The 13,547-nt window shown below is 69.4% G+C and carries 7 protein-coding genes; 4 read left to right on the top strand and 3 right to left on the bottom strand.

Annotated features, from left to right (window positions below):
• Positions 1-7 precede the first annotated feature (7 nt).
• On the bottom strand, positions 8-670 hold the full coding sequence (locus tag CYFUS_RS38435; protein ID WP_420042718.1) for a DUF2381 family protein: 663 nt from the start codon (positions 668-670) through the stop codon (positions 8-10).
• Positions 671-911: 241 nt separating this feature from the next.
• Positions 912-1,157: a hypothetical protein gene (locus tag CYFUS_RS38430; RefSeq protein WP_095989725.1), complete on the bottom strand. Its 246-nt coding sequence runs from the start codon at positions 1,155-1,157 to the stop codon at positions 912-914.
• Between the two features lie 978 nt (positions 1,158-2,135).
• Here CYFUS_RS38430 and CYFUS_RS38420 point away from each other — a divergent pair.
• Both CYFUS_RS38420 and CYFUS_RS38415 read left to right on the top strand, forming a co-directional pair.
• On the top strand, positions 2,136-4,007 hold the full coding sequence (locus CYFUS_RS38420; protein WP_232537053.1) for a hypothetical protein: 1,872 nt from the start codon (positions 2,136-2,138) through the stop codon (positions 4,005-4,007).
• Between the two features lie 328 nt (positions 4,008-4,335).
• A complete protein-coding gene (locus CYFUS_RS38415) occupies positions 4,336-5,295 on the top strand; it encodes a hypothetical protein (RefSeq protein WP_157758898.1) in 960 nt (319 codons plus the stop codon).
• Between the two features lie 12 nt (positions 5,296-5,307).
• On the opposite strand, the gene CYFUS_RS38410 is transcribed toward CYFUS_RS38415, so the two are convergent.
• The gene (locus CYFUS_RS38410; protein ID WP_095989722.1) at positions 5,308-9,258 is read right to left on the bottom strand and encodes a serine/threonine-protein kinase PknK; all 3,951 of its coding nucleotides are present in this window, start codon (positions 9,256-9,258) and stop codon (positions 5,308-5,310) included.
• A gap of 286 nt (positions 9,259-9,544) precedes the next feature.
• Here CYFUS_RS38410 and CYFUS_RS38405 point away from each other — a divergent pair, with 286 nt between their 5' ends.
• Positions 9,545-10,990 (top strand): carotenoid oxygenase family protein, encoded by a 1,446-nt coding sequence (locus CYFUS_RS38405; protein ID WP_095989721.1) that lies wholly within the window; start codon positions 9,545-9,547, stop codon positions 10,988-10,990.
• A 285-nt stretch (positions 10,991-11,275) separates the two neighbouring features.
• Complete coding sequence (locus CYFUS_RS38400; RefSeq protein ID WP_095989720.1) at positions 11,276-13,525, top strand: M4 family metallopeptidase; 2,250 nt, start codon at positions 11,276-11,278, stop codon at positions 13,523-13,525.
• Positions 13,526-13,547 lie beyond the last annotated feature (22 nt).

The following is a 13,547-nucleotide window of genomic DNA, read 5'->3' as shown; positions in this document are numbered from 1 at the left end:
GGTACCTCTACTGCCGAACCAGCGTGTGATCCACCGCAACGGCCACCTGTAGCAGACCGTCCCCACGGAAGAGCTGGAGGACCAGCTCGGCGAGCTGCCCCCCGTCCGTCTGGAAGGCGCTCCTGTCCACAACGACAGCGATGTTTCCCGACTGGCCGGGGACGATCACGGGTCGGTCCATGCGGAGCGCAAAGGGCCGAGCGGTGTAACTGGTGAAGTCGCGCGTCAGGTAGGCACCGTCGAGCTTCCAGGGCTCGCCGTAGTAGGTATTCTTCAGGTGAACCACGACCGCTGCCTTCCCAGGCCCTTCGTATAGGTCGACCCACACGTCCATGTCCTCGTTGGTGTTACCATGCCAGCGTCGCTTGCGACGAAACGGTGTCTTCTTCACTGCGCCGTTCGCAAGCAGCGTCGCGTAGGCGTGATCGACCGGGTTCTCTTCCTTCTTGAACCGCTCGTTCTCCTCGCTCAGTTTGCGCTCGCGATTGAGGGAGTCATAAAGGGACGAGAGGACCGCGTTGTAGCTGTCGTGGTCCTTGAACACGTTGACCTGATAGTCGATCCATCCCCAGTCCTCGCGGCTCTTGGGCTTCACAAGGAACGTGAACTCCGTCTCGTCAACGAGGGTCACGAGAAGGGGCAGCGCCTCGCCGTTGTCGAGGTCACGCAGCGGCTCTACTCGCGTGCCTCGCCTGTAGGCTGCCGGTCATCGTCCCCGTTCAGGGAGCCCAAGAATCGCCGGAGCACAGGCCTGGTGCGGGCTGGCTCGTCACCACGGTGGCCTTGGAGCCATAAGGAGGCTGGAGGAAATAACTTTTCCCTCTCCTTCCCAAGTAGCCATAAGCCATCCCCTTGCGACGGGTTGTGTGCTTTCCTGAAATGGAAAAGTTATTTCCTCCAGCCCCCATTAGCTAGAGTTCGTCCCAAACTTCGGCATCGGACGGAAAGATTCCATTCCTGGCCAGAATTCGGTCGTTCTCAAGCATCGCTTGCAGTTGCTGGTGCAAGAATGGCTCATCGGGAAACTTCTCCAAGGCCTCGCGCTCGAGCGCGGAGTCTTTGGAAAGCGCCTCAAACTTGACGGCGTCGCGTCCAGCCGCAGCGCGAATGGCAGCGCGCGTCGCGAGAAGCCAGCGGACGGATTCGGCTGTATTCATCTCTCCACCCTCGGGCGCTGTCTGTCAAACGCAGCGACAACCTCGCTGAAGATAATCTCCAGGTCCGGCAAGCTGAGGAAGCCATCGCACCGCCGCATCTGCCAGAAAAGGGCAGTCTGGACCTCTTGAAGATGCGCCGTCGCGAAGTCGACGCCCGGTGGCTTTGGCGTCAGGCGCGCCCGTGTCTCGACATCCCCCGACTGGCTGCTGACACAGTGCATGAGTAGACGAGCAGTTATGCACTCGCGAACTCTAGGTGGCAAGTTACGACGAGCATCCTCGCGGCCAGAGGCCAACGATGCTCGTCGTAGCCTCTCACGGCAGCCCAGCGCCTCCGGGGCGCCCGGGCTAGCCGTGGCGACAAGGAGTTCGTCTATTGTTTCAACAGGTGGGGGCCTGGGCCCCTTTTTGATTGCCTTCACCTCGTCCGCAGCCCAAACCCCCAGCTCACCTGTCGGCGGGAGCACCCGAGTATTCGGCGAACGCGTGATGGGCGGCACCTGGTCGCCTGGCTGCCCCACCATCGGAGCACCTGCTCCCGCAGGCGCGTAACGAGATACAGGGAACACCGGTGGCGGGGCAGGCTCGGAGGCAACCGATTGGGCGTGAGAAGCCGTGGAGAAATAGACGGCAATCAACACGGGCCGAAAGTCCATACGAGAGGCTCCACCACAAGAGGTCGGACGTCTTGTATGCGGCCCTGGGCGTCCGCTGCAAGCTGGAGGCCTCACTCCCCCCCACTCACCGCGTCTCATCCCGAGCCGGGGGCTACAGACGGGAGCGAAGCGATCGGAGAACAGCTCCTCGGTGACGAGCCCGGGATGGGGTCCTCGCCCGTACCGGATCGCCGCGTCGGCGACGCCGGAGCGGAAGCCGAGGTGGATGCCCTCGTCGACCGTCTGCTCGACCACCCGCGTTGGAGTGCCCCGGCTTCGGTGTGAACTGTCTGGTTTCGCCATCCCTCGATTCTCGTTGCTCATGAACCCGAGACAACCCACGTCCGCCGTTGGCATGCTCGCCTCCATGAGGAACCCCATCCCCGCCGAGGTGTCTCCCGCGAGCAAGCCGCTCGCGCTGGTGACGATTCCCATCCCCCCGTCCGAGTCCGGTGTCCGCCGCGACGCGCGCTTCGCCGCGCCCGGCGAGAAGCGCACGCGCTACCACCTGCCCGAGTCGCTCGAGTCCGCCTCGCCCGTCGGCTACCGCACCCGCGTCTCGCTCTCGCGGGAAGAGGCCGGCACGCTGCTGTCGCTGCTCTCGCGGCCGAGGCCGTCCCGCTTCGTCCCCGGTCCCGCCCCCACCGAGCGCGAGCTCTTCGAGGAGTGCTCGCTCGGGGTGCTCTCCGCCAGGCAGTCCACCAACTTCCGCGGGCAGCGCGAGGTGCTCCTCGGCCCCAAGGACTCGGAGCAGGCCGCCTCCCTGCTGCGGCGCATCGGCCGCGCGGAGGCGCCCGTGCTCGAGGGCGCCGCCTTCACCCATGTCGTGCTCGCGCGCCCCTACCGCACCCCCTTCACCTTCCTGCTCACCTTCGTTGGCCACAAGCCCCTGACCAGCCTCCTCACCGTGCCGCTGCGCGCCTGGGCCAAGCGCTTCCGCCACGCGGATGACATCCCCACCGTCGGCTACCTCAAGGAGCTGCACCTGGGCGTGCTCGCGGAGGCGATGGAGCGCGCGGCGGTGATCGCCTCCGCGGGGACCCGGGCCGCCCAGGTCTTCCTGGCGCCCTTCGAGAAGCCCGCGGACGCGGCGGCCCTGCGGGAGCTGGAGGCACTGGTGGGGCTCACCCCGGCGGAGCGCGCGGCGGGCTGGCGCGTCTCGCTGGTGGCCCAGGTGGGCCATGTCCCCGAGGCGGAGCGCGTGCCGATGGAGCGCGCCACGGCGCGGCGCCTGGGCGCGGCGCTGCTCGCCCTGCGCAGCGAGCGCATCCAACCCGGCGTCAACGCCGAGCCGAGCGCCCCCTCGGCCTATCAGGCGCGCCAGCCCCTGGACGTGCCCGACGAGCTGACGGTGCAGGCGGGCCGCGCGGCCTACAATGCCTTCGTCCGGTTCACCGGGGTGTCGCGCGAGCGGGCCAAGGAGCTGATGCTGCTCGAGCGCATCGATGTGCTCACGCCCCAGGGCAGGGAGCGGTTGCGCGAGGTGCGCGAGGACCTGGAGCAGATTACCGGGAAGATCATCGCCCGGCTGCCGCTGTGGGCGGACCTGGCGCTCGGACGCGCGCTCTCGCGCAACAGCGCGCGGGGGCGCAAGGCCTTCGCGCTGGCGGGCCAACGCATCTACGTCGGAGGGTTGTCGCGCCGCGAGGTGGAGCGCTCGGGGCTGTCCTTCGCCCACGCGGTGCGTGCCTTTGGCGCGGCGGCGGCTCGCGGCGCGCTGGTCGCCGAGGTGGCCGGCACGACGGAGATTCCCGAGGGGTGTGATCTCCGCGGGGGCGTGTGTCTGATGGCGGGGCCGGTGAACCAGAACGACATCGGCAAGCAGTTCTTCGGCGGCGAGGATCTGCTCGAGCGGGCCTTCACCGGGCGCGAGCCGACGAGTCTGTTGGTGTGGACGTTCAAGGCCAAGACGGTGGCCGACCCGATTGGCAACGAGCAGCAGTTGCTGGACGCCGCGCGCAAGGGGGCGCTCGTGGACTTGAGGCCGGGGCCGCACGAGGTGGTCGCGGTGCGACGGGGGACGGTGCTCGGGCCCATGCGCCGGAGGGAGGGCCGGGTGAATGCCGAGCGGGCGTTCGGGGATGTGGGCAACTTCGTGACCGACCCCGAGGGCCGGGAGATCGCTGGCAACCGGGGCACGCCCTGGTCCGCGGACGAGGCGGACGCTCCGGTGTGGCCGGGCGGCACGCGGTAGGCCCTCGTACCTGCCCCGGTTCCAGCGCCTCCCGGCGGTGCTGGACGCACTGTTCGGCGGGTGTCGCGGGCTGTGCGCTCCGCGACCCACGGGCAGTGGACCTGCCGCCCAGATGACAAGTGCGGGTGTCTTATCTCAAAAGAGACACTTGGCCGGGCCCTGTCCTGGGGGGAGCTGTTTTTTAGGTTTAGTCTGTATTCCTGGTTGAGCGGGGGATCGTCGTCCTGGCCTCCTCAAGAGAGCCTCGGGATCGGCCTCGTGGTTTTATGTCTGTCAATGGGGGGATGAAGTCATGAAGCCAGCAAGTGGAGAGGAGAGCGTTTTGCTCATGGATCGGCTCGCGCGTTCCCGGGCATGGGGGGACCTGCTCCTCGGAGCCCAGGTGCTGCTCTGGGCGGTATTTCCTGGCTGTGGCCACAGCGAAGTGGAGCCGCTTGACCAGGAGCCAGGGTTGTCCAGCACGGTGGAGAATCCGTTGTGGTCCACCAACAGCATGACTCCCAATGGGCTCATCATGAATGGGCTCATCATGAACGGGCTCTCCACCAATGGGCTCATCATGAATGGGTTGATGACGAGCGGGCTGAGCAGCGCGACGTTCAAGGATTGGTTCAATGCCAACCCGGAGGGCTATTCCAGCATGGTCATGAAGTACGTGGTCGGCTGCGCGGTGCAAAGCGGACAGGGCCGCACGTGGACCAACCCGCTCACCCAGGTGAGCTATACCTGGAATGGGGTGCTCGGGCTCACGCCGGACTGGGCCAGCGGGCTGCCCGCGACGGAGCGGGAGCAGCAGCTCCTCACCGCCTGTCTGGCGGCTCACGTCAACAAATACGGCCTGCAGGTGCTCGTCTCGGTGCAGGGCCTGAATGCCAAGGGGGTTGCCCTCCCCCGGGAGAGCAACGAACTCACCACGTTCTCCGTGTTGGAGGGGGCCTTCTTCGGAAACCTGGCAGTGGGCGGCTCCGCGTATGTCTGCCGGGGCTCCACCCTGAATGGAATGGAAAGCAGCCTCCGGGCCTGTGGGCTCACTTCCCAGGACACCGGCGTGAGCGTGGAGTGCCCGCCGCTCGTCCACGTGGGCCCCTGCTCGAGCTACTGCCAGCTCGACTCCACGAAGAGCTACTACACGCAATGCACCTATGGCGGGAAGACGTACGCCCCGCTCACCACCCGCCTCCGGGCCACGGACATCTACAAGTGCGGGGATGGCGTCTGCCAGGTGTCGGAGTCGTGCGGCACCGGGTCGCATTACAACAACTGCAGTGACTGCGGCGCCCGCCGGTGAAGACAGGCGTGCTCACGCCGTTCCCGGGAGGCTCGCCCGCTCCAGGCTGCGCCGCAGCCGTGCCCGCATGAGGTTGGGAATGAGGGCGGCGCGGCGCAAGGCCTCCTCCAGCAGGTCCACCGCCTCCTCGCGCCTGCCCCGCCGCAGCCTCGCCAGGGCGCGCAGCTCCAGCACCTCCAGCGGCTCCTGCTCCGTCGAGCACCTGTCGGAGCGGGCCTGGAGTTCGCGCCACTCCTCGGCGCTCGCCTCGCGGGTGGCCAGCTCCACCGACTGCAGGAGCACTTCCTCGGAGGGACTGAAGCGGGCCCCGCCGCGCTCCACCTCCTGGCACACCGCGGTGAACACCTCGCGGGCCCGCGCGTCCTCCCCGGAGAACGCCAGCACCCGCGCCTCCAGCAACAAGGCCGAGGGCCGGGGCGCCACCTCCGGATTGCGCCGCTCCAGTTCGATGGCGCGGGTGATGTGGGGCAGCGCCGCCTGGGTGTCTCCCGCCTGGTAGAGCAACTCCCCCATGTTGTACTCGGCGAAGTACTCCCACCCCACCATGCCCAGCTCGCGCCCCAACTGCATGACGCGCTCCTGGTCTCTCAGCGCGCTCTGCAAGTCCTCGCGCGCCACCCAGAGGTTGCGGCGGTTGTTGATGGCGCTGCCCAGGTGGAGCCGGTCTCCCCGCCGTTCGCAGGCGGCGATGACTTCCTCGAAGATGCGCCCGGCCTCGTCGATGTGGCCCAGCGTGGGGAGGATGGCGGCCAGCAGCAACTGGGACACCACCAGCGACTCGTACCCGGCGTCGCCCAAGCCGCGAGCGCGCGTGGCGGCCTCCTCCAGAAGGGGGCGGGCTTCCTCCCAGTGGCCCTTGCGCAGCTGCGCGCGCCCCAGTCCCAGCCACACCCGAGCCTCGAGCAGGGCGGAGCACAGCCCGGCGGAGAGCAGCAGCCGCCGCGCCTCCACGACCCGGGCCTCGGAGCGGCCATAGTCGTTCATCCAGTCCAGGGCCATCGACTCGTCCAGCAGCAGTCCCACCTCCTCACCCACCGCGCCCATGCGCTGAGCCAGCTTCCTGGCCTCGGCGAAGTCCGCCAGCGAGTCCTCGTAGCGTCCCACGCGGTAGCGCATGAGGCCCCGTCCGCGCAGGGCGAGGCGGCGGCGCCACTCGTCGCCCTCGTCCAACAGCTCCAATTTCCGGGTGTAGGTGGACTCGGCCTCCAGGTAGGCGTGGCGCGCACGGGCGGAATCCGCCAGGTCGGCGTAGAGCGCGGCGGCCTCCTGGCGCAGGCCGGCGGCGGCGGCGTGCAGGGCCAGTCGGGGCATGCGGTGGCGCTCCCCGCTCCGCAACTCGCGCCGGTGGTGGCGGTAGGCCGCCCGGTGGATGCGCGTCTGATCCTGCTTGGGCAGGGAGCGTGCCACGATGGCGCGCAGCAGCTCGTTGCGGAAGCCGAGGTTTCCCCTTCCGTCATCCACCAGGAGTCCCAGCTCCAGCAGCCGACGGGTGGCGTGGCGGGGATCCAACGGGAAGTCCTGCGCGCCCCCGTCGCGATCCAGCTCCCGCACCACGTCCTCGGTCTCCTCGAGGGTGAAGTCCGGGCCGAGCAGCGCGCACAGCCGCGCGTGCGCGGCGAGCTCCACGGGCAGGGTGTTCAGCTCGCGCTCCACCAGCCATTCCACCAGGTGCAGCTCCGGAATCCGATCCAACTCGTCCGTGGCCAGGTACCAGCTGCCACCACTGGTGTGCTGGCGCACCAGCCCCTGGCGCTTGAGGCCCCGCATCAGCTCCACGATGAGGAGGGGAACGCGCTGGGCGTGGTGGGAGAGCCGTGCCAGCGCCTCGGCGGGGATGTTCTCCGCCGGGTGGAGGTGCTGGCGGCACAGCTCCATCGCGCTGGCCAGGGACAGGGGGGCGAGTTCGAGGCGGCGGTGGTGCTCGGTGCGCGAGCCCGAGGAGGGACGGCCTCGCGCGAAGCCCGAGCGGGCCAGCACGCACACCCAGAGGGGATGGCGGGTGCCCGCCCGGGTCGCGTACTCCAGCGCGTCCAGGACCGTCTCCTCGGCGTAGTGGGCATCGTCGAGGATGAAGCAGAGGGGTTGGCGGCGGGCGCGCGCGGCCAGCAGCTCGCCCGCGGCGCGCATGGCCAGCGAGCGCAGCGCGCCGGGTGCCGCGGCCCGGCTGCGCACCTCGGAGGCCGTGTGGGTCAGCCAGCCCAGGGCGGAGGCCACGCCGGGCCACAGCTCCGTGCTCAGCGCGGGCCCCAGCAGCTCGAGGCAGGTGGCCCGGCCCATGTCCTCGGGGAGCTGCTTGTCCCGCCAGGCGGGGCCGAGCGCGGCGCGGATCAGCATGCGCAGCGAGCCCTCCAGGCCGCCCTGGATGGGTTGCCGGGCCCGCCAGGCGTACACGCGCGCGTGGGGCAGCCGGAACTGGAGCCGTTGGACGAGGGTGGCGCCCAGGTGGCTCTTGCCGTGGCCCCAGTCCCCCAGCACGGTGACGAGCCTGGGCGCCTGCTCCTCCAGGGCCAGGCTCGCGCTCCGCTCCAGCTCCGCGAGCTCCTCATCGCGGCCCAACAGCTCCCCGCTCTCGAGGCACAGGTCGGTGACGTCCTGGGGGGCGACCGCGAGCGTGGCGATCCGGAAGAAACCTGGCCGCTCGGGGACGGGGACGAACTGCTTCTCGGGCAGGGCCTCCACCGCGGCACGGGTGAGCAGGAGGGGAGGGGCGCCGTCCTGCCCGAGCTCGGGTTCGTTCCGGGAGAGGGCATTGCCCAGGTAGCGCGGTGGACCACCGGGGCGCGGCTGGACCACCACGGACAGCAAATCCAACAGCGTGGCCGTCGCCAGCTCCTGGGCCACGAGTCCCTCCGCGGCTCGCAGGGCGTGTTGCAGGGGCTTGTCACCCGCGTCCGGCTCGAACACGCCGGCGAACCGGCTGTCTTCGTGGAAGGCCAGGTGCCCGCCGAAGCTGGCGAGCACCTTCTGGAGGGTGACGGGGGTGGCGCCGGAGCGGAAGAAGAGCACCGCGACGGTGCGCCGGCGGGGCGCGGGGTGCACCAGCGGCAGGTGGGGTGGGGGCGTCAGGGCGCGAGGGCGCGGCTGCTCCTGACGGGACAGGGCGTCCCGGAGCGCGCTCCCGAGGTCCTCCGCGCGCCCGAAGCGCCGGTCGCGCTCCTTGACGAGGCAGCGCAACACCACCTGCTCGAGCGACTCGGGGACGGGGGCCAGCTCTCCGGGCCGGGGGGGACGGCGCGAGAGATGGGCCTGGAGCACATCCACTTGCCGGCCGAAGAAGGGCGGCCGTCCGGTGAGCATCTCGTAGAGGATGACGCCCAGGGCGTAGAGGTCCGCACGCGCGTCCAGGTCCGCTCGCCCCTCGCACTGCTCGGGCGCCATGTACTCGGCCGTTCCCGCGAAGGCTCCTTCGATGGGGATGAACCGGGTGCCATCGGGCATCGGCTCCACCGGGGCGTGCAGCGCGCGCGACAGGCCGAAGTCGAAGAAGCCGGCCCGGCCCGCCGAGTCGTCGTAATAGATGTTCTCCGGTTTGAGATCGCCGTGGACGAAGCCGCGCGCGTGCACCACCGCCAGGGAGTCCACCAGGGCCAGGGCACATCGGGCGAACATGTCGGTGGGCAGGGGACCGTCCCGCCGTGCCAGCAGCTCGGCCAGCGTGGGCTGGGTGATGAGCTGCATGGCGATGTACGGCACGTCCGTGGCGATGACGGTGCCCACCTCGTACACGGCGGGGACGGTGGGAGGCCCCAGGGCGCGCAGCACGGCGGCTTCCCGGTGCAGTTGCGCCCAGGCCAGCGGGGACTCCGGGTGGGCCACCTTGAGGGCCACCCGCTCTCCGTCCCGCTCCCGGTGCGCGAGCACGAGCATCCCGAATCCCCCCCGTGCCATCACCTCGTCCAGGTGGTAGCCGGCGATGGCGAACGGAGGCGGGGGGTGCTCACGAGCAAGGTGCGGCTCTTCCATGGGGGAGGCCCCACGTGGACAGTCCGTGTGGGTTCCCGCCCATCGTCGTCCGCAAGTCTGGCAACGCATCACGACGTATTCTGCCAGGGTTGGCCGCCCAGGATTCCGCCCGCTCCCGGGGTGCTCCCCGCCCTGGCGGTCAACCGACCGACGCCCGACAGTTCCAGGGAGACCGGTGGTCGTGCTGGTTGTCTTTGGGGACCCCCGTGAGCGGGGTAGCTTGAAGTCCGACAACGCCATCATGAGCGGGGCCCGCGAGGGGAGTCTCCGCTGGAGGACATACGGGATGACGCGCACGGCGATGAAGCAGTCTTCCGCGCAGCCGGGCTGGCGCGGGACCTTCCGCGACCTGACGAAGGATCAGGGCTTCCAGCCGCTCCGGGTGGAGGGGAAGTTGCCGGAGGACCTGCGGGGCACGCTGAGGCGGGTGGGTTCGATGACCTTCGGCGTGGGGGCGGAGCGCTACGGGCACTGGTTCGACGGGGACGGTGGCGTGATGGCGGTGCGCTTCGACGGGAGCGGCGCACGAGGGGCGGCGCGGGTGATCGACACCCCGGGCCTGCGCGCCGGGCGCGCGGCGGGGAGGATCCTCGGCGGCGGTTACGGAACGGGGTCCTCGCCGTGGCGCAGGCTGAGGCATGGGGCGCAAAAGAGGAACGCGGCGAACACGTCGGTGCTGGAGTGGAACGGGCGGATTTTCGCGCTGTACGAGGGGGGCCTGCCCACGGAGCTCTCCCCGGAGGATTTGCGCTGGCTGGGCGAGACGGACCTGGGCGTCATCCTGACGAACTTCTCCGCGCACCCGCACCGGGTGCCGGGGCGCGAGGCGACGTACAACTTCGGCATGCGCTACGGGCGCGTCACCACGCTGGAGCTGTACGAGCTGCCGGATAGCGGGGGCGCGCGCCACCTGGGCCAGGTTCCCCTGCCCGGGCCGACGATGATCCATGACTTCATCGCCACCGAGCGGCACCTCGTCTTCTTCGTGACTCCCCTGCGGCTCGACGTCTTCAAGATGCTGCTGGGGGTGGGGTACTATTCGAGGAACCTGGAGTGGCGGCCGGAGCTGGGGACGCAGGTGCTGGTGGTGCCCCTCGATGACCTGGCCAACCCGGTGCGCATCGAGACGGAGCCGCTCTTCACGTGGCACTTCGCCAATGCGTACGAGCGCGAGGGGAGCGTGGTGGTGGACTACGTGCGCTACCCGGACTTCGGCACCAACACCTGGCTGCGCGAGTTGACGCACGGCGTGCCCACGATGCCCTCCCAGGGCCGGCTGCACCGGGCGACGCTGGACTTGAAGGCACGCACCTTCCGCACCGAGGAGCGCCTGGCCCTGTCTTCCGAGTTCCCCCGGGTGGCGCCGCGGGTGGAGACGCGGGAGCACCGCTACCTCTACCTGTCCGTGCACTCGGGGCCGGCGGCGCAGCGCGGGCCGCACGACGCGGTGGCGAAGGTGGACATGACGACGGGGCGCGAGGAGCGCTTCGCGCTGGGGAGCGAGCCGTACCCCACCGAGCCGGTGTTCGTGCCGCGAGCGGGTGCCATCGAGGAGGATGACGGCTACGTGCTGACGCAGGTGTACGACGCGCCGAGTGGCCTGACGCACGTGGCGGTGCTGGACGCGCGGCACCCCGGCGCGGAGCCGCTGGCCCGGGCGTGGTTCGAGCACGCCATTCCCATCACCTTCCATGGCGGCTTCACCCCGGCTCCCTCGTCCAGCGGCTCGTAGCCCGGGTCGCTCTGGGGGCGGTGTCAGGATCTACTGGACATGTCCTGAGTCAGGACGGTGCGGGTGCACGGCCGGATTCTCCCGCGCTTCCAGGGGGTTGGCGGCTCGGATGTCAAGGTTCCATACAGCGGCGGGGGCCGACTGCGACATCCATGTACCAGGGGAGGTGCTCGCGCCATCAAGGATTAGATGGGCTTACGGCTCTTTAGCAAATGGCATGGATTCTGCTCGAACCGGGAACGGCCTCGGTGACATCTCCGTCACCGGCCAGCAGGAGGTTTGCCCTTGGTTCGTCATCGGATTCTGACCGCGCTCCTCGCCTTGCCCCTCGCGGCGTGCGGCGTGGAGGGCACGAACGCGACGCCGGAGAGCACCGACGAGATTGGCACCCTGTCCTCGGCCGACGTGAAGTCCGCGCTGAGCGCCATCCCTGGCGTCCAGATCGTCGGCAAGCACGAGGACGGAGTGATTCCCTTCTACGTCCGGGGTGACTTCGGCTCCACGGGCCAATCCCTACGGGGGCTCGCGGCCGGTGACGTGCGCGCCCGGATGGGCGACGCGCTCAACCGCATCGCTCCCATCTTCCGCCTGCAGGCGGCGGACCTGATGGTGCGGCGCACCCGCGTGGACGCCCAGGGCCACACGCACGTGCGCTATGCCCAGACGAAGAACGGCCTGCCGGTGGTGGGCGAGGAGCTCGTCGTCCACGTGGACCCCCAAGGCCACGTCTACGCGGTCAACGGCACGGCCCGCGATGGCGAGAACGTCCCGGCCGTGGCGCGCGTCTCCCGCGAGGCGGCCACCCAGTCCGCCCTGCGCCACACCGAGGGCACCGGGCTGAGCGCCGGGAGCGCCCAGCTCGTCTACTACCGCCCCGCGGGCAGCCGGCTCCAGCTGGCCTACGAGGTGGTGGTGACGGGCGAGGGCGCCCTGCTGCCAGTGCGTGACCACGTCTTCGTGAGCGCGCGCGATGGCTCCCTCCTGGGCCGCACCACGGACATCCACACCGCGCTCAACCGCAAGGTGTACTCGGCCAACAACACCAGCAGCACTCCGGGTACGCTCAAGCGCTCCGAGGGCCAGGCCGCCACGGGCGACACCCACGTCGACGTCAACTACGACAAGCTCGGCGGCACCTACGACTGCTACAAGAACAACTTCGGCCGTGACTCGCTCGACAACGCGGGCGCGACCCTCATCAGCACGGTGCATTACAGCACCAACTACGTGAACGCCTACTGGGACGGCACCCAGATGGTGTACGGCGATGGCAACGGCACGGACTCGACCATGCTCGGTCTGTCCGCGGACGTGACCACGCACGAGCTCACCCACGCGGTGACCGATCACGAATCCGACCTCATCTACTCGGGCGAGTCCGGTGGCCTCAACGAGGCGATGAGCGACATCTTTGGCGCCTACTGCGAGAGCTACGCCTCGGGCACCTGGGCCACCACGAACGAGGTGTTCATGGTGGGTGACGACATCTGGACCCCGGCCATCCCGAACGACGCCCTGCGCTACATGTACGACCCGGCCAAGGACGGCGCCTCGCTGGACTACTGGACCAGCAGCGCGGGCAGCAAGGACGTGCACTACAGCTCGGGTATCGCCAACCTGGCCTTCACGCTGCTCTCCAAGGGCGGCACGCACCCGCGTGGCAAGTCCACCACGGTCGTCCCGGCCATCGGCGTGCAGAAGGCCGGCGCCATCTTCTACAAGGCCAACGTGGACCTGATGACGCCCAGCACCACCTTCGCCCAGGCGAAGACGTACACCGAGCAGGCCGCGGCGGCGCTCGGCTACGACGCGGCCACCGTGGAGGCCGTGACGGCGACCTGGACGGCCGTGGGCGTGGGCATCCCCCCGCCGCCCCCCTGCACGACGCAGGTGGCGCTCTCCAACGGTGTGGCGGTGACGGGCATCTCCGCCAGCGAGGGCGTCTGGAGCTGCATCTACACGCTGGCCGTTCCCGCCGGCTCCACCAGCCTGACGTTCGACCTGAGCGGTGGCACGGGTGACGGCGACATGTACGTGAAGTTCGGTGCCGAGCCGTCCAGCACCGTGTACGACTGTCGTCCGTTCAAGGGAGGCAACACGGAGACCTGTACCATCGCCAACCCGCAGGCGGGCACCTGGTACGTGAAGATCTTCGGCTACTCCGACGCCTCGGGCATGAGCCTCAAGGGCACGTACTCCTCGGGCTCCGGCGGTGATGGCAGCGTGCTGACCAACGGCGTGGAGACGGCCTCGTACTCGGGCTCCTCGGGCACGTGGAAGTGCTTCACGTTGAGCGTGCCGAGCGGGAAGACCTCGGTCGTCTTCACCCAGACGGGCAAGACGGGCACCACGGGTGACGCGGACCTGTACGTGAGGCAGGGCTCGCAGCCCACCACCAGCTCCTACGCCTGCCGCCCGTACAAGAGTGGCAACAGCGAGAGCTGCACCATCAGCAGCCCGGCCGCGGGGACCTGGTACGCGTGCTCGTACGGCTACAGCGCCTACACCAACGTGACGATGAAGGGCACCTACTAGCCCTCCGGCACGCACCGTGACG

It is taken from the genome of Cystobacter fuscus, from assembly GCF_002305875.1.
Classification (GTDB): domain Bacteria; phylum Myxococcota; class Myxococcia; order Myxococcales; family Myxococcaceae; genus Cystobacter; species Cystobacter fuscus_A.
The sequence above is the reverse complement of the archived record's forward strand: the minus strand, read 5'-3'. Positions and strand labels throughout refer to the sequence as shown.